This window comes from Haemophilus sp. C1 (assembly GCF_001276515.1).
GTDB lineage: Bacteria > Pseudomonadota > Gammaproteobacteria > Enterobacterales > Pasteurellaceae > Haemophilus.
Window position 1 is genome coordinate 1 of the sequence record NZ_LDVZ01000028.1, and the last position, 19,855, is coordinate 19,855.

The following is a 19,855-nucleotide window of genomic DNA, read 5'->3' on the forward strand; positions in this document are numbered from 1 at the left end:
TTGCTTGCTTGCTTGCTTGCTTGCTTGCTTGCTTGCTTGCTTGCTTGCTTGCTTGTGCGTGTATCATAAATTCACCTGATAAGTTTTGTAAGTTTAAATAATTTTAGTATGAAATGCCTTATATGAAATTATCCATATATAGCGTCTGGATTTTAACCAATTTGAAGTAGGCTTGCAAATTTTAGCGGAAATTTTTGGGAAGAAATATTTATTGTTTGTGCCTATGCGGCTCATCTTTTTGAAAAAGAGAAAAAATAGAAAATAGGTAAGTTTTACAAGATAAAATGCTTTTAAATTATTTTCTTTTTTACTTGTTTTTGCTTTGAAAATTTGCTCAAAAAATTTTGCTAAATTTATTGTATAATATGTACTATTAACGATGAAGTTATTGAGGAGAAAACCTATGATTACTGAAACTGAAAAAGAAGCGAGACGCGAGGCAGTTGAATATGCAAAATCAAGTGTCGGTTTAGAAGGCATTACCCTATCTAAAGGTTTATTAGATATTGCTGATAAATATATTCAAGGCTTCTTAACAAGAGAAGAGTTTACAAAAGAATATATTGAAGCAGTTAAAGCAGGGGTATAATTTGGCTAAGGGATATTCTGAAGAAGTTGGATTTAAGTTAGATTAGTCTTGCAGTTCTCAACAAGAAATATATTTAGCTAGAGATTTTGAAGTTAATACAATAGCATTATCAAAAGTATCTGATCAAAACCAAAAATCTTATCTTGAAGGTGAAATTGAGGCTACGCTAAAGCACTCTCTATATAAACCTTTAGAAAAAATTATAAATGATTCTTTAACTCCTTTAGAAAGGTAAAAACATATCGAGTTGATTTCAGCGATTATTTCACTGAAAATTTTTCTTCGGCAAAGGTTCTGGCTCGCCTAAAAAATAAGGTTCAACTCCTAATATCAAATCAAAAACCGCTTTTATGCGGGCAAAAACTTCTCTTATTTGTGTGGAAAAATGTAATTCTGGCTGTTTTGCCACAAAGCAAATGGCATCAATATTATGTGCTTGGGCAATTAATAGTGCGCGTTCGCAATGAAATTTTTGACTGACAATCGTAAATGCTTGCACTTGGAAAATTTTATCGGCGCGGATAACGGAATCTAACGTACGGAAACCAGCAAAATCACGGAACATTAAAGTTTCTGGCACGCCCATTTTGCGTAAATCGCGAAACATTGCTCTTGGTTCGTTATATTGCAACGTTCGGTTGTCGCCACTTAATAAAAGATAATTCACTTTTTGTTGTTCGATTAGGTTTTTAGCTGCTATTAAGCGGCTATCGTAATAAACGTTCGGTTTTCCGCTGACGGTATATTTTGATGTGCCAAGCACAAGGGCGTAAGGGCGAAAGGGCAGTTCATCAATATTTGTGAATATTTTATCGCGAACATAAAAACTTACGCCTCGATCAACTAGCAAGCAAAGTATAATCAATGCAAAGATTGCGTAGAGTAGGGCGCGAAAAAGTGCGGCGAATTTTGGGGAGAATTTTTTTACTAGCATAGCGGTAAACATAATGAAAAATCGACCGCACTTCAAGGGGAATTTGATGGATTTTGTGAATCGCATTGATGTGCGATAATTTAGCCGTTTAGACGGCTAAAATTTCTTGACAAGCTAATCGACTTACTGATAGTTTAAACGCCATTCTGATTATTACGATAGGTTTTCAATGTCTGTGCAAAATGTAGTGCTTTTTGACACACAGCCTTTAACTCTGATGCTTGGCGGCAAACTTTCCCATATTAATGTCGCATATCAAATGTATGGCACGCTCAATGCCGAAAAAAATAATGCGGTATTAATTTGCCATGCTTTGACTGGCGATGCTGAGCCTTATTTCGATGATGGTCGCGATGGCTGGTGGCAGAATTTTATGGGCGCAGGTTTAGCATTGGATACGGATCGTTATTTTTTTATTAGCTCGAACGTATTAGGCGGTTGCAAGGGAACGACAGGGCCTTCATCAATTAATCCGCAAACGGGTAAACCTTATGGTAGCCAATTTCCTAATATTGTCGTGCAAGATATTGTCAAAGTACAAAAAGCCTTGCTTGATCATCTTGGCATTAGCCATTTAAAAGCGATTATTGGTGGATCTTTTGGCGGCATGCAAGCGAATCAATGGGCGATTGATTATCCTGATTTTATGGATAATATCGTGAATCTTTGCTCATCCATTTATTTTAGTGCTGAAGCTATAGGCTTTAACCATGTTATGCGTCAAGCAGTCATTAATGATCCTAATTTTAACGGCGGCGATTATTACGAGGGGACACCGCCAGATCAAGGGTTATCTATTGCGCGTATGCTAGGTATGCTGACTTATCGTACCGATTTACAACTTGCGAAAGCCTTTGGGCGTGCCACAAAATCAGATGGCAGCTTTTGGGGCGATTACTTTCAAGTGGAATCCTACCTTTCTTATCAAGGCAAAAAGTTCTTAGAACGTTTTGATGCCAATAGTTATTTGCATTTATTGCGTGCGTTAGATATGTATGATCCTAGTTTGGGGTATGATAATGTTAAACAGGCATTGTTACGCATTAAAGCGCACTATACATTGGTTTCTGTGACAACGGATCAACTTTTTAAACCCATTGACCTTTATAAAACTAAACAGCTTTTAGAACAAAGCGGAGTCGATCTACATTTTTATGAATTTCCATCAGACTACGGACACGATGCGTTTTTAGTGGATTATGATCAGTTTGAAAAACGAATTAGAGATGGTTTAGCGGGTAATTAGGCATAAAAAAGTGCGGTGAAATTTCACCGCACTTTTTTCTTATTTTTAAAAACTTTCTTAGTTTATACCGCACTTTTTATCCAAAAATTATGGAGTGTAATCACGCATAATTTACGCTAAATTAACCTGTTCAAAATCTCCCCTATGATCGCTAAAAATTGATGAATATCAATTTTTTATGGTACGAACACTTATAATTCTCTTGAGTTGTGCAAACGTTTACTTTATGCTTTCGGGCGATTTTTTACAACTTTAGGAGTACCCCAATGATTCAAGTAATCGTTGCTGCTCACGGCAAGCTTGCTGCTGAGTTGGTCAATTCTTCTGAAATGGTGTTTGGTGAGGTGGAAGGACTCCACGGTGTAACATTCGTTCCAGGAGAAGGGCAAGACACCTTGGTGGAAAAGTATGAGGCTATTATTGCTGAATGCTCGCCATCAGATAGCGTGTTATTTTTGGTAGATTTATTTGGTGGTAGCCCGTATAACGCGGCAGCTCGAGTGGCGGCAAAACGTCCTCAAGATGATATTGTCACTGGCGTAAGTTTACCAATGTTATTAGAAGTATTAGATGCCAAGGATGATGCAAAATCAGCAGAAGCACTTGCCGATGTCGCCAAGGAAGTTGGCGTAATGGCGGTGAAAAGTTATCGGAAACCAGATGATGTTGCCTCTTTCGCTCAACCTGAAGCCACTTCAGAAGCAAAAAGTGCGGTCAATTCTGAACAAGAATCTGAGGAACAGGAAGATAATATTCAATACGATCCTAATGGACGTATGAGTGTCAATTTACTACGTATTGATGATCGTTTAATTCATGGTCAAGTCGCTACTTCTTGGGCAAAAGCAGTGAAATGCGAAGCCATTTTTGCTATTAGTGATGAAGTGGCAAATGATGAATTACGTAAGGAATTGCTTCTTCAAATTGCGCCGCCACATTTGAAAGCCTATGTCATTCCTGTGGATAAAGCGATTAAGGTTTACAACAATCCAAAATATGCGAGCCGTAATATTTTAATGCTTGTAACCAAGCCAGAAGATGCCGTGCGTTTAATCGAAGGTGGTTTGCGTATTGATACCATTAACGTGGGCGGAATGACGCATAAAGAAGGCAACAAACAGCTTTCTGATGCGGTCACAGTGAATCCATCTAATGTCGCTGCATTCAAAAAATTACTTGATATGGGCGTGAAACTTTCCCTTCAAAAAGTGGCAGCGAATAAGCCAGTTGAACTTACTCGCGAAAAACTTGATTCAATTAAATTCTAGGAGCGCATTTTATGTCTACAATGGAACTCATTTTAGTCGTGCTTGTCGCGGCAATTTGCGGTATGGGGAGCGTATTAGATGAGCGTCAAACCCACCGTCCACTTTTTGCTTGTACTATGATTGGCTTGGTATTAGGCGATCTTGAAACTGGTATTATCCTTGGCGGTACATTAGAAATGATCGCGCTAGGTTGGATGAACGTTGGGGCTGCTATGGCACCAGATGCCGCGCTTGCTAGTGTGATCTCTGCTATTCTTGTTATTAAGGGTGGTCAATCTGTGGGTACGGCGATTGCTATCGCGGTGCCAGTTGCAGCAGCAGGTCAAGTGCTTACCATTTTCGTACGTACACTAACCATCTTCTTACAACATAAAGCGGATAAATTTGCCGAACAAGCTAATTTCCGTGGGATTGAACTTTGCCATTTTGCAGGGCTTTCCCTACAAGCATTGCGTGTTGCAATTCCTGCATTAGCGGTTGGTTTAGTTGCAGGTACGGATGCCGTAACTAGCGCATTAGATGCAATTCCTGAAGTGATTACTCGTGGCTTACAAATTGCGGGTGGATTTATCGTCGTAGTAGGTTATGCAATGGTGATTAATATGATGCGCGCGGGTGCATTAATGCCATTCTTCTTCCTTGGTTTTGTTATTGCTTCCTTTACTAATTACAACTTAGTTGGATTGGGTATCCTTGGTACTTGCTTGGCAATGCTTTATATCCAATTAAATCCGCGTTTTAACCAAGTCGCAATGCCAGTGGCAAGCAAAAGAAAACTTGCTGATAACGAATTAGAAGGTCTATAAGGAGCGTATTATGTCAGAACAAAAAGTAACTCTTACAAAGGGTGATATTTTAAGTACTTATTTCCGTTCAACGTTCCTTTTAGGTTCATTTAACTTTGAACGTATGCAATCAATGGGATTCTGTGTTTCGATGATCCCAACAATCAAACGCTTATATAGCAAAAAAGAAGATCAAGCTGCGGCACTCAAACGCCATCTTGAATTTTTTAATACTCAACCTTGGGTTGGGTCTGCAATTATGGGCGTGACTGCTGCAATGGAACAAGAGCGTGCTAATGGCGCAAAAGATGTAGATGATGCGGCAATTAGCGGTGTAAAAGTTGGACTTATGGGGCCACTAGCTGGTGTGGGTGATCCTATTTTCTGGGGAACTTTACGCCCAGTTTTAGCCGCACTTGGTGCTGGAATTGCCTTAACAGGTAGCATTTTAGGTCCATTATTGTTTTTTATTTTAATCAATGTGATCCGTGCTGTTACTCGCTGGTATGGTTTCAAATATGGTTATGAAAAAGGCACTGAAATCGTTTCTGATATGGGGGGTGGACGTTTGCAAAAAATCACTCAAGGGGCTTCTATTCTTGGGCTCTTTGTTATGGGCTCGCTGGTTTCTAAATGGACAAGTATTAATGTCCCATTAGAACTTACACGCTATAAAAACCAATTAGGTGAAGAAGTTGTGGTAACATTGCAAGGCGTATTAAATGATCTACTTCCAGGTTTATTAGCCTTATTACTGACTTTCTTATGTATGTATTTATTACGTAAAAAAGTGAATGCAATGGTGATTATCTTCGGTTTATTTGGCGTGGGGATTTTAGGTTACTGGGCTGGTATTTTGGCTTAATTCAGCTTGAAATTTAATTCCGAAAGGCTTATATTAAAAAGGCAACAAGATTTCCTTTGTTGCCTTAGTTATAAAGTTGGTCTTAGTTTTGTTACCAAGCTGGCGAGCTATAAGACAACAAAACTAAACAAATGATAATCATATAAATGATACTTTTCATTGGTTTATCTCCATTCAGAGTTGTTAAACAAAGCTGATCGAGATTGCGTTGTTGCCTGACCTGCCAGTCAGGCAATAACTAACCTGACCAACTACTGATTATTCTAACATATAAAAGCCGCTAATCTAGCGGTTTTTTTCTTTTTACCACGATAAGATTACGGTAAAACTATGAAATTATCTGAATTGCTCAAAGCCGCTGTTTCCCCCATCCCAAGTGAAACCTATATTAAAAATAGCGCACGCTTGGTTTATGGTTTATTTATTATAGGCGGATTACTTTATTACCTAACAAATGGTTATGGCACTGTAATTGCATTGGCACTGGCGTTAATTGTTTTAGTTGGGCAAAAGATGTTGCTTACCCAAGCAAATAAGGATTTTGCTGATATGTATCAAGCACAGGCTTTATTTGAAAAAACGCAAAACTATGATTATTTACGTTTTATTATGGCGCGTTCAGAACAGATGCTAAAGGATAATAAAGTGCTTTCTGACAAAGCGAAAAATGAAATCCATAAGCTACAAGCATTTTCTCAAGATGAATTAGAAAAGATGAGTGAATAAAAAATGGCTACATGAAGTAGCCATTTTTATAAGCGGAAAAGTGCGGTTGGTTTTCACCGCTCTTTTATCTTATTTCTTGCCTAATTGTGGCAATACGGAATCTTTAATTGCGCTTAATAAACCTGTTTGTGCATAGATACCAAGTTTACCTCGGGTGTCAGACACATCTAAATTACGCATAGTTAATTGACCGATACGATCAATTGGATCAAATGGTGCATCTTCCACTTTTTCCATACTTAAACGCTCTGCTTCGTAGGTTAAGTTTGGTGATTCGGTATTTAAGATAGTGAAGTCGTTACCACGACGAAGTTCAAGGGTTACTGTGCCTGTAATTGCTTTTGCCACCCAACGTTGTGCTGTTTCACGCAGCATTAATGCTTGCGGATCAAACCAACGACCTTGATATAATAAACGACCTAAACGGATGCCATTAATACGATATTGTTCGATGGTATCTTCATTGTGAATACCGGTTACTAAACGTTCGTAAGCAATATGCAATAATGCCATCCCTGGTGCTTCATAAATACCGCGAGATTTTGCTTCAATAATACGGTTTTCGATTTGGTCTGACATTCCTAAACCGTGACGTCCGCCAATACGATTTGCTTCTAGAATAAGATCAACTGCATTATCAAAATGTTTGCCGTTTAATGCCACAGGGACGCCTTCTTCAAACGTGACGGTTACTGTTTCAGGTTTTATTTCTACATTGTCATCCCAAAATGCGACACCCATAATTGGTTTAACAATTTTCATGCCAGTGCTTAATTGCTCTAAGTCTTTTGCTTCGTGGGTTGCACCAAGCATATTGGAATCGGTGGAATAGGCTTTTTCTACGGACATTTTATAGTCAAAGCCATTTTCAATAAGGAATTGAGACATTTCAAGGCGACCGCCAAGTTCTTCAATAAATTGTGCATCTAACCAAGGTTTATAGATTTTTAAATTCGGGTTTGTTAATAAGCCATAACGATAGAAACGCTCAATATCATTACCTTTGAAAGTTGAGCCGTCGCCCCAAATGTTTACATCATCTTCTTTCATTGCAGCAACAAGCATTGTGCCTGTTACTGCGCGACCAAGAGGCGTTGTATTGAAGTAAGGAATGCCGCCTGTCGAAATATGGAATGCGCCACATTGAATCGCTGCAATACCTTCGTGAGCAAGTTGAGCACGACAATCAATTAAGCGAGCATTTTCTGCACCATACGCCATCGCTTTTTTAGGGATTGCGCTGTAATCATCTTCATCAGGTTGACCTAAATTAGCAGTGTAGGCATAAGGCACCGCACCTTTTTGACGCATCCAAAGTAATGCTGCACTGGTGTCTAGTCCGCCAGAAAAAGCGATACCGACTTTTTGCCCTTCAGGTAAATGTTGTAGAATTGTATTTGACATATATTTTCCTTGTTTATAAATTAGGTTGAATAATTAATCATTTTATTTGAATAAAAAGTCATTTAAATATAACCGCACTTTTTATGTTTGTCTAGCCTTTTATGTATTAAGATTAAAAATCTTTAGTTGTCATTATGCATAAAAATCCCCGCTGTAAATAGCAGGGATTTTGATCTCTATTTTGTTAATAAATCCAGTGCTTCTTGATATTTATCAACCGTTTTCTGAATAATATTTGCGGGCACTTTAGGTGCAGGTGCTTGTTTATTCCAGCCGCTATTTTCTAACCAATCGCGTACAAATTGTTTATCGAATGATGGAGGATTAATCCCTTCTTGATAAGTATCGACAGACCAAAAACGGCTAGAGTCAGGTGTTAATACTTCATCCATTAAGGTGAGTGTGCCATTTTCATCTAAACCAAATTCAAATTTTGTATCGCAAATAATAATGCCTTTAGTCAGTGCATATTCTGCAGCCGTGGTATAAAGTGCAATAGCTTTTTCTTTTACTTGTGCGGCTAAATCTGCCCCGATAAGTTTTTCACATTCTGCATAGCTAATATTTATATCGTGGTTGCCAAGTTCTTCTTTGCTTGATGGGGTGAAAATAGGTTCTGCTAATTTACTTGCTTCAACTAAGCCTTCAGGTAATTTTAATCCGCAGATGGTACCAGTTTGTTTGTAATCTTTTAAACCACTGCCAGTTAAATAACCACGTACGATAGATTCAATTTTAATCGGGGTTAAACGTTTACACACTACGGCACGATCTTTGATTAAATCCGCTTCTTCTTTGGGCAACACATCATAAACACTCTCGCCAGTAAAATGATTCGGCATAATGTGAGCAAGTTTGTTAAACCAAAAGTTGGAAATTTGAGTGAGTATTTCACCTTTTCTTGGAATGGGATCATCTAAAATAACATCAAAGGCAGATAAGCGGTCAGAAGCAACCATTAGCATGCGTTTATCATCGATTTCATAGAGATCACGTACTTTACCTGAATAGATTTTTTTTAGACTTAAAGTGGGGAGTTGTTGTGTCATCGTTTTGCACCTGTATGAAAGTAAAAACTGGTGCGTATTGTACCGCACTTTTAAAGCAAACGTTTGCTATTTTTTAAAGAAATAAAAAAATCCCCTGAAATTTCAGGGGAAGTGTAGTTTTTTCGCTTCAAAATATTTGCTTATTATTAGAAATATACCGCGATTAATTATTGAGCGGGTGGATTTGGGTTATCCAATACATCCCAGACGCTTTCTTGTCGAGGGGCGATTTCTGTTTCAGCTGGTGGAGTTGCTGGTGATGGAGAAGCATTTGATGTGTCTCCGCAGAAATTTTGTCCATTATTCACCCAGACGGGGATCACTCGATTGCTGTCACAATCCCAGCCACCGTATTGATTTATCCCCACCCATTTCATTGTCGCAGGGGGATGAATCGTTAATTTTTCAATATTCGTACGGTTTAAATAATCTTTATAAATTTGCAATGCGCCAGAAGCACCTGTCAGTTTGGTTTCGCCGTTATCATCGCGACCAAGCCAGACGGTGCTGATATTTTTTCCATCAATGCCCACAAACCAAGTATCACGCGCATCGTTTGTTGTCCCTGTTTTACCGGCTAAACGTAAATCCGCATAATCATTTTGCAAGCTACGAGCTGTACCACGTTCAACAGTTTGTTGCATCGCAAATAACGTTTGGAATGCTGCTTCTTGTGGGACCACTTGTTTTGCGGTTTTATCATGTTGATAAATGATATTTCCTTGACGATCAGCAATGCTATCTACCGTTGTAAGATTAATCCTGCCTCCTTGATTCGCAATAGTTTGATAAAGTTTAGTTACATCATAAGGTGAGATGGTATAAGCCCCGAGTAACATGGCGGGCACCTTTGGAATTTCCACATTATCCCAGCCCATCGCTTTTTGTGTATCAATGACTTTACTCAAGCCGACTTTCATCCCAATATTCACAGTAGGAATATTTAAAGAACGTGCTAAGGCATCCATTAACATCACCGAACCACTATATTTTTTATCATAGTTGCGTGGCTGCCAAGGTGGGCTACCTTTGACATTAATCGTAATTGGTTGGTTGTTAATTGGGGTATTTAAACGGAACTGCTCTGGATTAGAAAGTGCGGTTAAATAAATAGAAGGTTTTACTAAAGAACCAATCTGACGTTTTGCCATTAATGCTCGATTAAAGCCTGCATACTGCGTTTGTAAACCACCCACTACCGCACGAATTTCACCCACGCGGTAATCCGCAACAATCATGGCGCCTTCTAAATATGGATTTTTAGTTTTCAGTTGTAGTTGTGAAACTGTGTTCACCACTGCATTTTCTGCTTGAGCTTGTTGTTTTAAATCCATTGTGGTGAAAATCCGTGCACCAAGTAAACTAGATATTTTATGTTCGCCTAGTTCACGGCGTAAATCTGTTTGTAAAGTTTGAATAAATGCAGGGTATTTACGCGAGATTTGCCCTTTCTTTTGTACACCTAAAGGTCGCTGACTTAATAATTGATAAAGTTCATCACCGATCATTTTATGTTCAAGCATGAGCTTTAAAACAACATTACGACGTTCGAGCGCGTTTTGTGGATTTCGCCACGGATTATAAAGTGAAGGACCTTTGACCATCCCGACTAAAAGTGCAATTTGATCTAAGCTAATTTCACGAATCGAACGACCAAAATAGAATTGGCTGGCTAACTCAAAACCGTGAATTTGCGTATCGCCATTTTGTCCGAGATAAATTTCATTGAGATAGGTTTCGAGAATACGGTTTTTATCATAACGCCAATCTAACACCAATGACATCAAGGCTTCGTTGGCTTTACGTGTAATGGTACGTTCGCGCGATAAAAATAAATTTTTTACTAATTGTTGAGTGAGTGTACTGCCGCCCTGTACGGTTTGACCTGCACGAATATTGGCAATTAATGCGCGTAAAATTCCCACTGGATTAATGCCATTATGTTCATAAAAGCGGCGATCTTCCGTTAAAATTAATGTATCAATTAATAAACGGGGATAATTTTGCAAAGGAATTGCAAGACGATCTTCGTTGTCTGATTGCAACATCGCAATCAACTTTGGCGCAAGACGAAATTCATCAACAGTTTTGACTGTGACTAAATCTTCAATGCGAGATAACTTATTATTGTTAAAACGCAAGCGCAAAACTCGCTGTGGTTCTGCTTTATCGGGGAAAGGAAAAGCGCGGCGAAGTATTACAATGCTATCATCTTCTAATTTGAAATCGCCAGGTGCGGCAACCATTGTGGTTTGGCGATATTCATTATCTAATAAAATTTGAATGACTTCATCAAAAGCGAGATTATCGGCAATTTTCACGCTTTCTAATCGACTATAAACTTCCGCAGGCAAATGCCAAATTTGTCCATCCATTTTGGCGCGAATTTGCCAATCGAGATAACCGCCGTAAAAAATCGTTAAGACAAGCGCAGTGAAACTAAATTTCAGTAAAAAGCGTTTAAAAGTGCGGTTGTTTTTTTGCGTGTTTTTCGATGATTTTTTAGCGGAGTGTTGAGAAGTCATAGTGAGTTAAGCAATAAAATCAACATAAGATTGGAGAAAATGAATAAAATCTTGCGTACCGCAAAAAGCAAGGCTTTCTTCATCATAATAATGGAAATCTTGTTCTAAAATTTCATCTGATTCAATGGCGAGATTGTTGGCGCGTACCATCACTTCATCAGCATTTAAAAATAACGTATATTCCGCACCGATTAAGATTTTTTCTTGATTTTCAGAGAGTGATTGTGCAGTAGAAAGTGCGGTTAAAATCTTGTCTGAATTTGACCGCACTTCTGTATTGAACCAGTTAGCAAGAGCAATGTGTTCCATTGAACATTTTACGGATACATTGCCTTGGTAATGTGTAAATTGAAAATCCATTTTAGATGCTAAAAGATGAGCCACAGCCACAAGTGCTGGTAGCATTTGGATTATTTACAGTAAAGCGTGAACCTTCTAAACCTTCTGTGTAATCGACGGTACCACCGATTAAATACTGTAAACTCATTGGGTCAATCACAAGTTGAACCCCAGATTTTTCAATGGTTAAATCGCCTTCATTGACCTTTTCATCAAAGGTAAAACCATATTGGAAACCGCTGCAACCACCCCCTGTGATATACACGCGTAATTTCAAATTAGTATTTTCTTCTTCGCTGATTAAACTTTTTACTTTATTTGCCGCTGCATCAGTAAATGTCAGTGGTACTGCAATGTTATCTGTCATAATTATTTCCCGCTTCCCGAAAATTTGAATTTCGTTATTATCTAATAACCCTTTACTCCATTCAAGTGTAATCCAGTTTTTTCCTAGAAATCGTGCTATAATCTAGCAAAAATTTTTTCAAAAAAGGTGAAATAAAATGGCTATTCCAATTAGAACAGAAAAAGAAATTGTAAAACTACGTGAGGCATGCAAATTGGCTTCGGATGTGCTGGTGATGATTGAACCTTACGTAAAAGCAGGGGTAACCACAGGCGAGCTTGATCGCATTTGCCATGAATATATGGTAAATGAACAAAAGGTTATTCCCGCCTGTTTGAATTATCATGGTTTCCCAAAATCTACTTGTATTTCCATTAACGAAGTTGTATGTCACGGTATTCCAAGTGACGATAAAGTGCTTAAAAATGGCGATATTGTGAATATTGATGTTACCGTGATTAAAGACGGTTATTTTGGCGATAACTCAAAAATGTATATTGTGGGCGGAGAAACGAATATTCGTAGTAAAAAGTTAGTGGAAGCGGCACAAGAAGCCCTATACGTGGGATTGCGCATAGTAAAACCAGGTATCCGTTTAAATGAAATAGGTAAAGCCGTGCAAAAATATACGGAAAGTCAAACTTTCAGTGTCGTGCGTGAATATTGCGGACACGGCGTTGGTACAGAATTTCACTGCGAACCTCAAGTATTGCATTATTACGCAGATGATGGTGGTGTGATTTTAAAACCCGGAATGGTGTTTACCATTGAACCAATGATTAATGCAGGAAAAAAAGAAGTGCGCGTGATGGGAGATGGTTGGACAGTAAAAACCAAAGATCGTAGTCATTCAGCACAATACGAACATCAAATTGTTGTCACGGAAACTGGTTGTGAAGTAATGACTATCCGCGATGAAGAAATTGCAGAAGGTCGAATTTCACGGATTATGATTAATGTGTAATTGACTTAAATTGTAAGTAGGGGCGTAGATATACGCTCTTTTTTCTTAATAAGAATTCTATGAATTTTGTAAGGTGCCGTAGGTCTTGTGGGGTAACATAGGTTTTGTAGGGTGGGCGTAAGCCCACGCGGGAAATATAGGAAAATATTTATAACACGAGCATTATGCTTTAACGCGTGGGTTTACACCTATCTTACGTTTGCCATTTGATTTTCCTTAAAATTGTAGGGTGGGCGTAAGCCCACGTTGAAAATATAGGAAAATATTTATAACACGAGTATCACACTTTAACGCGTGGGTTTACACCCATCTTACGTTTGCCATTTGATTTTCTTAAAATTGTAGGGTGGGCGTAAGCCCACGCAGGAAATATAAGAAAATATTATAATAAGGGCATTGCACTTTAACGTGTGGGTTGATTATATATTATGGGTTGGGCTAAATTATTATATTTCTCCCTTAATTATCAATTCAGGATTACCACCCCAATCTTCGGGAAAAATATCTCTTTTAACATCACGATGAAAGGATGAATACGCCCAATCTTTCACTGCTTGCACATAACCGTGTTTCACTGGATTGTAGTAAATATAATCCCAATGATTTACTAAATCTTGATCATCACGAATTAAATGTTCCCAAAAACGGCGTTGCCAAATACCAGCTTCTCTGCGTTTGGTATGACTTGCTGTTGGTTGGCGATATTCTAAGGGCAAACGTTTTGTAAAATTTAATTTTAATAAACGTATTCGTTTAGAAAAATTCATATCATTTTCAGGTAGTTGCATAATCAAATGAAAATGATCGGGCAAAATACAGATAGCGATAGTTTCAAATGGGCAATGTAATTGTGTTTCTTTATAAGCTGCACGAAATTCATCAATATAGCGGATTAAATAATTCGCTTTACGATTTTGCAAAACCGCTGTGATAAAATACATACCGTTTTCAACTTTCATGCGTCGATACCGTGACATATCAAGTTCCTTATATATTTTATATACCCGTAAGGTGGCGTAGGTTTTGTAGGAAATACAGGAAAATATTATAACACAGGTATCAATATTTTAACGCGTGGGCTTACGCCCACCCTACGTTTGCTATCTGACTTACCTTAAAATTGTAGGGTGGGCGTAAGCCCACGCGGGATATATAATAAAGCCACTTCTAACCACTAAAAGGCAATCAAAATGCTGTTTCCTTTGTCATTATCTTTTCCTTTAACGCCAAGTGCGGTCAAAATTGAGCGAGAAAATCTCAAGCAATTTGAGCTAGAGAATTTTTCTCGTTATTCCATTTTTGAGCTGGTTGAAAATCGCAGTGATTTTTATGATGCCTTATTGATTCAACTTTGGCAGGAAATGGGATTAAGTGAACAACTGGGAATTTCTTTAATTGCGGTGGGCGGTTATGGACGGCGTGAGATGTTTCCTTTGTCGGATTTAGATTTTTTAATTTTGGTCGAGCAAATACCTAGCCCAGAAATTGAAGAAAAAATTACCCAATTTATCCAATTTTTATGGGATTGTGGCTTTGAGGTGGGAAATAGCGTTCGAACCTTAGAACAATGCGAATCGGAAGGAAAACAAGATATTACGATTGCCACCAATTTATTAGAAGCCAGATTTCTTACTGGAAATCGACCGCTCTTTGATGCGCTAAATGAATTAGTAAAAAATGCTGATTTTTGGTCGAAAGAAGATTTTTTTAATGCCAAAGTGCAAGAGCAAATAGAACGTTATCAGCGTTATCACAATACGGCTTATAACCTTGAGCCAGATATTAAGTATAGCCCTGGTGGTTTGCGTGATTTGCATTTGTTGTATTGGGTGGCTTTGCGCCATTCGGGGGCGCTGACTCTTGAGGCCATTTTACAAAGTGGTTTTATTTATCCTCAAGAATATCAGCAACTACAAGAAAGTCGTGCTTTTTTATTTAAAGTGCGGTTCGCTTTGCATTTGATTTTAAAACGTTACGATAATCGTCTGTTGTTTGATCGTCAAATTAAAGTCAGTGAATTGTTAGGTTTCCGAGGGGAAGGCAATCAAGCTGTTGAAAAAATGATGAAATGTTTTTTCCAAGCATTGCACCGAATTTCGCTTATTAGTAATTTGCTGATTCAGCATTATAGAGAAAATGTGCTTTCATCAAATCAGGATAGTGTGATTCATCAGTTAGACGATGATTTTCAACTGATTAACCAATGCTTATGTTTGCGTAATAGCCGTGTTTTTCAAGAAAAACCAGAGCGAATTTTAGATCTATTCTTTTATTTAACGCAGTACGAATGGGCGGATATTCATTCTGATACCTTGCGTCAATTACAAATTTCCTTAGATCAACTACCACAAAAATTATGTGAAATTCCTGCAGCTCGGGAAAAATTTCTACGTTTGTTTAATCAACCTAATGCAATTAAGCGAGCGTTTATGCCGATGCACCAATATGGCGTATTAACTGCGTATCTTCCGCAATGGCAAGCCATTGAGGGCTTAATGCAATTTGATTTGTTCCATATTTATACGGTGGATGAGCATACATTACGCGTGATGTTGAAATTGGAAAGTTTTCTGTCACAGGAAAGTGCGAAAGAACATCCCATTGCCCATCGAATTTTTAGCCAACTTTCTGACCGCACTTTGCTTTATATTGCGGCGTTATTCCACGATATTGCAAAAGGGCGGGGCGGCGATCACGCAGAACTTGGCGCAGAAGATGTGGCAAATTTTGCGCAATTACATGGTTTAGATCGTCGAGAAATTGATACCCTTGCTTGGCTCGTAAAATCCCATTTACTTATGTCAATTACTGCGCAACGCCGTGATATTCATGATCCTGAAGTCGTCATGAATTTTGCGGAAGCCGTGCAAAATCAAGTTCGATTAGATTATCTGACTTGTTTAACGGTGGCGGATATTTGTGCAACCAATGGTAATTTATGGAATAGCTGGAAACGTTCGCTTTTTGCTTCTTTATATGAATTTACCGAACAGCAATTTGCTCAAGGGATGAAAGAATTGCTTGATTACTCAGAAAAATCGGAAGAAAACCGAAAACTTGCACAACAAATTTTAACGCAGGATTATTCCAATATTGCACTAATCTCGATTGAGCAATTATGGGAGCGTTGCCCTGAAGATTATTTTGTGCGTAATACGCCAAAACAAATTGCGTGGCATACAAGTTTGTTGGTGGATTTTGCTGAGGCATTATTAGTGAAAATTAGTAATCGCTTTTCACTTGGCGGCACGGAAGTGTTTATTTATTGCCAAGATCAACCGCACTTATTTAATAAAGTAGTAAGCACCATTGGAGCAAAAAAATTCAGTATCCATGATGCACAGATTATTACAACACAAGACGGTTATGTTTTTGATAGCTTTATCATCACAGAACTTAACGGAGAATTAGTGGAATTTGATCGTCGCCGAGAACTAGAGCAAGCCCTCACATTAGCCCTTCAAAGTGAAAAATTGCTCGCACTTTCTATTACGCCGAATCGTCAGCTTCAACATTTTACTGTACAAACCGACGTTCGTTTTTTACACGAAAACAAAAAAGAGCATACTGAAATGGAACTGGTTGCGTTGGATAAACCTGGGTTATTAGCCCAAGTGAGCCAGATTTTCACTGAGCTAAATCTCAATTTATTGAATGCGAAAATTACCACAGTGGGCGAGAAAGCCGAAGACTTTTTTATTTTGACGAACCAATTTGGACAAGCACTTGCGAGAGGGGAGAGAGAAATCTTAAAACAAGTTCTTGTGAAAGAAATTAACTAACTAATAGTATAGTTTTACGACGATATATTCGTTGTAGAAGATTAGGTCTGATTTTCTACAAAAAAGGACGCTTTCAGCGTCCTAATTTTAAAATGATTTCGTTACATTTTTAAAGTATCACAAGCCTTTTTATTACCCTTATCACAAGCCTTAAGGAACCATTCTTTAGCTTTTGAAAGGTCACGTTTAACACCTTCTCCATTGTGATACATATTCCCAATACTAAATTGAGCATCTGCATAGCCTTGTTCAGCAGATTTTTGATACCATTTCAGTGCTTCAGAATAATTTTGTTCGATACCTCTTCCTTTGAAATATATCTCGCCCAAAGCAAATTGGAATTTTGCATCCCCTTGTTTAGTAGCTTTATGAAGCCATTTCATTGCTTCATCCTTATCTTGTTTTACATACTTTCCTTCTAAATACAGCATACCCAAAACAAATTGAACTATTGCATGATCTTGTTCAGCGGCTTTATGAAACCATTTTACCATTTTATCTTCATCTTGCTTTATGCCTTTTCCTTTTACATACATATCAACCAACTTAAACAAAGCAAATTCAGCATCTTCATCTCCCTGTTCTGCAGCTTTTAGATACCATTTCATTGCATCAACATGATCTTGTTTGACGCCTTTTCCTTCTGAATATATCAAACCCAATTTATTTTGAGCCCATAAATCCCCTTGTTCAGCAGCTTTTTGATACCATTTTATGGCTTCAGCATAATCTTGTTTGACGCCTTTACCATCATTATACATATTACCTAAATTATTTTGAGCTTTTACATTTCCTTGCTCTGCAGCTTTTCGATATAAAGCCACTGCTTCAGAATAATCTTGTTTTACGCCTCGTCCATTTTCATACATCAAAGCCAAATTATTTTGAGCCCATGCATCCCCTTGTACAATGGCTTTTTGGTACCATTTTATTGCTTCAGCATAATCTTGTTTGACGCCTTCTCCACGGTAATACGCCCAACCCAAATTATTTTGAGCATCTGCCAAACCTTGTTCAGCCGCTTTGCGAAACCATTTCACTGCTTCGGCATAATCTTGTTTGACGCCTTCTCCACGGTAATACGCCCAACCTAAATTATTTTGAGCCTTTGCATTCCCTTGTACAATAGCTTTTTGATACCATTTTATCGCTTCAGCATAATCTTGTTTGACGCCTTTTCCTTCGGAATACATCCAACCCAAACTATTTTGAGCCTTTGCATGTCCCTGTGCGGCTAAAGGTTGCAAAAGTTTGAGGGCGGTTTGATAGTCTCCTTTATTAGCAGCTTCAAAGCCTTGTTGAAATTGCTGTTCTGGCGTATCTGCCCAAGCCGTAGATTGAACAGAAAAAATTAAAGCAGCTAACAATGCGCTAGTGAGAAATGTTTTTGTCAGTTTCATATAATAATCTCTAGATTGATTTATAGAAGACGCCAAAATTTTGTTTGGCAATATATTTTTAGTATCTACTGAATTGTCAAACTAAAAATGAGTCGTCATTATACTTTGAATTTATAATCTAACTGAAACACTTTCGTAATTTTTTAACGTTTAAATAAGGCAACATTTGTAGCTATTCATAAGGTTGATATCTTTCTTGTTGTACTAAACAAATTATATTTGATGTCCTTATAAATAAATTGGGTGTAGCAGTTAGATTGTAAATTTAAGTATAAAAAATAGTGGCGTTGAAGTGAAAAATTGTGGTTCTTGAAAAATATATTTCTAGGTAAATTTGCCTTATGTTATCCTTTACAAAAAATTTTTAGGATCACATTATGTTGAGTATTTTTGTTACTTTTCTTGGCGCATTTTTAACATTGATTGTGATGCGACCCGTTGCCAATTGGATTGGATTAGTTGATAAGCCAAACTATCGTAAACGTCATCAAGGTGCAATTCCGTTAATCGGTGGCGTATCGCTTTTTGTTGGAAATCTTTGCTATTACCTGATGGAATGGGATCAACTTCGATTACCGTATCTCTATTTGTTCAGTATTTTTGTTTTGTTAGCAATTGGGATTTTAGATGATCGCTTTGATATTAGCCCTTTTTTAAGAGCAGGTATTCAAGCGATATTGGCGATTTTAATGATCGATCTTGGGAATGTGTATCTTGATCATCTTGGTCAAATTTTAGGGCCTTTCCAATTAACGCTGGGGTCTATTGGGCTGATTATTACTGTATTTGCCACTATTGCGATTATTAATGCCTTTAATATGATTGATGGTATAGATGGATTGCTTGGTGGACTTTCTTGTGTTTCTTTTGCGGCGATTGGTATTTTAATGTATCGAGATGGGCAAATGGATATGGCGCATTGGAGTTTTGCTTTAATCGTATCGATTTTACCTTATTTGATGCTCAATCTAGGGATTCCATTTGGATCGAAATATAAGGTGTTTATGGGCGATGCGGGGAGTACATTAATTGGTTTTACCATTATTTGGATTTTGTTATTGAGTACGCAAGGAAAAGGGCATCCGATGAATCCAGTAACCGCACTTTGGATTATTGCGATTCCTTTGATTGATATGGTTGCGATTATTTATCGCCGTGTACGTAAAGGTAAAAGCCCATTCCGTCCAGATCGTTTACACGTTCATCATTTAATGGTGAGAGCGGGTTTAACATCAAGACAAGCCTTTTTATTGATTACGTTTGTTTCGGCAGTGTGTGCAACTATCGGTATTTTAGGGGAAGTTTATTATGTGAATGAGTGGGCGATGTTTGTCGGTTTTTTCATTTTATTTTTCCTTTATGTCTATTCAATTACGCGTGCATGGCGAATTACCCGTTGGGTAAGAAGAATGAAACGTCGCGCAAAACGGTTGAAGAAAGCATAAAAAAATAAAGGCTTGTGTTATTAAATCACAAGCCTTTATTTTTGAGAAACTTCACCGCACTTTTAACATTTTGGTGATCTATTTTTGTAGATAGAAAAAATCCCCAGCCTTTTGACCAGGGATTGAAATTTGGAGCGGGAAACGAGGCTCGAACTCGCGACCCCGACCTTGGCAAGGTCGTGCTCTAC

17 protein-coding genes are annotated in these 19,855 nt (G+C 38.0%); 9 read left to right on the top strand and 8 right to left on the bottom strand.

Translation table 11 applies throughout. The features are described 5' to 3' along the window. Positions 1–403 precede the first annotated feature (403 nt). Entirely contained in the window at positions 404–589 is a 186-nt protein-coding gene (locus ABW51_RS08610) for an antitoxin VbhA family protein (RefSeq protein ID WP_053466412.1), read from the top strand. Between the two features lie 265 nt (positions 590–854). Here ABW51_RS08610 and ABW51_RS08615 read toward each other — a convergent pair whose 3' ends face one another. Further along, positions 855–1,535, bottom strand: coding sequence for a SanA/YdcF family protein (locus ABW51_RS08615; protein WP_053466413.1), 681 nt, complete (start codon positions 1,533–1,535; stop codon positions 855–857). 157 nt (positions 1,536–1,692) lie between these two features. Here ABW51_RS08615 and metX point away from each other — a divergent pair, with 157 nt between their 5' ends. From metX to ABW51_RS08640, 5 genes are all read left to right on the top strand, one after another. Further along, complete coding sequence (metX, locus tag ABW51_RS08620) at positions 1,693–2,769, top strand: homoserine O-acetyltransferase MetX (RefSeq protein WP_053466414.1); 1,077 nt, start codon at positions 1,693–1,695, stop codon at positions 2,767–2,769. A gap of 266 nt (positions 2,770–3,035) precedes the next feature. After that, positions 3,036–4,037 (top strand): mannose/fructose/sorbose PTS transporter subunit IIA, encoded by a 1,002-nt coding sequence (locus ABW51_RS08625; protein WP_053466415.1) that lies wholly within the window; start codon positions 3,036–3,038, stop codon positions 4,035–4,037. Positions 4,038–4,048: 11 nt separating this feature from the next. Next, a complete protein-coding gene (locus ABW51_RS08630; RefSeq protein WP_005628385.1) occupies positions 4,049–4,843 on the top strand; it encodes a PTS mannose/fructose/sorbose transporter subunit IIC in 795 nt (264 codons plus the stop codon). Positions 4,844–4,853: 10 nt separating this feature from the next. Continuing rightward, positions 4,854–5,687, top strand: coding sequence for a PTS mannose transporter subunit IID (gene manZ, locus ABW51_RS08635; protein ID WP_005635877.1), 834 nt, complete (start codon positions 4,854–4,856; stop codon positions 5,685–5,687). 330 nt (positions 5,688–6,017) lie between these two features. Then, the gene (locus tag ABW51_RS08640) at positions 6,018–6,413 is read left to right on the top strand and encodes a hypothetical protein (RefSeq protein WP_053466416.1); all 396 of its coding nucleotides are present in this window, start codon (positions 6,018–6,020) and stop codon (positions 6,411–6,413) included. 69 nt (positions 6,414–6,482) lie between these two features. Here ABW51_RS08640 and argG read toward each other — a convergent pair whose 3' ends face one another. The 5 genes from argG to erpA all read right to left on the bottom strand — a co-directional run bounded on the left by argG (position 6,483) and on the right by erpA (position 12,097). After that, entirely contained in the window at positions 6,483–7,817 is a 1,335-nt protein-coding gene (gene argG / locus ABW51_RS08645; RefSeq protein ID WP_053466417.1) for an argininosuccinate synthase, read from the bottom strand. A gap of 176 nt (positions 7,818–7,993) precedes the next feature. Next, the gene (locus ABW51_RS08650; protein WP_053466418.1) at positions 7,994–8,866 is read right to left on the bottom strand and encodes a phosphoribosylaminoimidazolesuccinocarboxamide synthase; all 873 of its coding nucleotides are present in this window, start codon (positions 8,864–8,866) and stop codon (positions 7,994–7,996) included. 167 nt (positions 8,867–9,033) lie between these two features. Further along, positions 9,034–11,391 (bottom strand): penicillin-binding protein 1B, encoded by a 2,358-nt coding sequence (mrcB, locus tag ABW51_RS08655; RefSeq protein WP_053466419.1) that lies wholly within the window; start codon positions 11,389–11,391, stop codon positions 9,034–9,036. Between the two features lie 6 nt (positions 11,392–11,397). Then, entirely contained in the window at positions 11,398–11,751 is a 354-nt protein-coding gene (locus ABW51_RS08660; protein WP_041175095.1) for a YacL family protein, read from the bottom strand. A gap of 1 nt (position 11,752) precedes the next feature. Beyond that, on the bottom strand, positions 11,753–12,097 hold the full coding sequence (gene erpA / locus ABW51_RS08665; protein ID WP_005632606.1) for an iron-sulfur cluster insertion protein ErpA: 345 nt from the start codon (positions 12,095–12,097) through the stop codon (positions 11,753–11,755). A 136-nt stretch (positions 12,098–12,233) separates the two neighbouring features. Here erpA and map point away from each other — a divergent pair, with 136 nt between their 5' ends. After that, positions 12,234–13,040, top strand: a complete 807-nt coding sequence (gene map / locus ABW51_RS08670) for a type I methionyl aminopeptidase (RefSeq protein WP_053466420.1) — start codon at positions 12,234–12,236, stop codon at positions 13,038–13,040. Positions 13,041–13,486: 446 nt separating this feature from the next. On the opposite strand, the gene ABW51_RS08675 is transcribed toward map, so the two are convergent. Continuing rightward, positions 13,487–14,017 carry an REP-associated tyrosine transposase gene (locus tag ABW51_RS08675; RefSeq protein ID WP_053466421.1) on the bottom strand — a complete coding sequence of 177 codons (531 nt, stop codon included), beginning with the start codon at positions 14,015–14,017 and terminating at the stop codon, positions 13,487–13,489. 213 nt (positions 14,018–14,230) lie between these two features. Between ABW51_RS08675 and glnD the strand changes: the two genes are divergently transcribed. Then, entirely contained in the window at positions 14,231–16,822 is a 2,592-nt protein-coding gene (gene glnD / locus ABW51_RS08680; protein WP_053466422.1) for a bifunctional uridylyltransferase/uridylyl-removing protein GlnD, read from the top strand. Between the two features lie 101 nt (positions 16,823–16,923). Here glnD and ABW51_RS08685 read toward each other — a convergent pair whose 3' ends face one another. Continuing rightward, a complete protein-coding gene (locus ABW51_RS08685) occupies positions 16,924–18,222 on the bottom strand; it encodes a tetratricopeptide repeat protein (protein ID WP_053466423.1) in 1,299 nt (432 codons plus the stop codon). Positions 18,223–18,599: 377 nt separating this feature from the next. Here ABW51_RS08685 and wecA point away from each other — a divergent pair, with 377 nt between their 5' ends. Further along, complete coding sequence (wecA, locus tag ABW51_RS08690; RefSeq protein ID WP_053466424.1) at positions 18,600–19,667, top strand: UDP-N-acetylglucosamine--undecaprenyl-phosphate N-acetylglucosaminephosphotransferase; 1,068 nt, start codon at positions 18,600–18,602, stop codon at positions 19,665–19,667. Positions 19,668–19,855: the final 188 nt, after the last annotated feature.

Bases quoted from the DNA above. Each gene is read 5' to 3' on its own strand.
- ABW51_RS08610 (WP_053466412.1), top strand. From the start codon at position 404: ATGATTACTGAAACTGAAAAAGAAGCGAGACGCGAGGCAGTTGAATAT.
- ABW51_RS08615 (WP_053466413.1), bottom strand. From the start codon at position 1,535: ATGTTTACCGCTATGCTAGTAAAAAAATTCTCCCCAAAATTCGCCGCA.
- metX (WP_053466414.1), top strand. From the start codon at position 1,693: ATGTCTGTGCAAAATGTAGTGCTTTTTGACACACAGCCTTTAACTCTG.
- ABW51_RS08625 (WP_053466415.1), top strand. From the start codon at position 3,036: ATGATTCAAGTAATCGTTGCTGCTCACGGCAAGCTTGCTGCTGAGTTG.
- ABW51_RS08630 (WP_005628385.1), top strand. From the start codon at position 4,049: ATGTCTACAATGGAACTCATTTTAGTCGTGCTTGTCGCGGCAATTTGC.
- manZ (WP_005635877.1), top strand. From the start codon at position 4,854: ATGTCAGAACAAAAAGTAACTCTTACAAAGGGTGATATTTTAAGTACT.
- ABW51_RS08640 (WP_053466416.1), top strand. From the start codon at position 6,018: ATGAAATTATCTGAATTGCTCAAAGCCGCTGTTTCCCCCATCCCAAGT.
- argG (WP_053466417.1), bottom strand. From the start codon at position 7,817: ATGTCAAATACAATTCTACAACATTTACCTGAAGGGCAAAAAGTCGGT.
- ABW51_RS08650 (WP_053466418.1), bottom strand. From the start codon at position 8,866: ATGACACAACAACTCCCCACTTTAAGTCTAAAAAAAATCTATTCAGGT.
- mrcB (WP_053466419.1), bottom strand. From the start codon at position 11,391: ATGACTTCTCAACACTCCGCTAAAAAATCATCGAAAAACACGCAAAAA.
- ABW51_RS08660 (WP_041175095.1), bottom strand. From the start codon at position 11,751: ATGGATTTTCAATTTACACATTACCAAGGCAATGTATCCGTAAAATGT.
- erpA (WP_005632606.1), bottom strand. From the start codon at position 12,097: ATGACAGATAACATTGCAGTACCACTGACATTTACTGATGCAGCGGCA.
- map (WP_053466420.1), top strand. From the start codon at position 12,234: ATGGCTATTCCAATTAGAACAGAAAAAGAAATTGTAAAACTACGTGAG.
- ABW51_RS08675 (WP_053466421.1), bottom strand. From the start codon at position 14,017: ATGTCACGGTATCGACGCATGAAAGTTGAAAACGGTATGTATTTTATC.
- glnD (WP_053466422.1), top strand. From the start codon at position 14,231: ATGCTGTTTCCTTTGTCATTATCTTTTCCTTTAACGCCAAGTGCGGTC.
- ABW51_RS08685 (WP_053466423.1), bottom strand. From the start codon at position 18,222: ATGAAACTGACAAAAACATTTCTCACTAGCGCATTGTTAGCTGCTTTA.
- wecA (WP_053466424.1), top strand. From the start codon at position 18,600: ATGTTGAGTATTTTTGTTACTTTTCTTGGCGCATTTTTAACATTGATT.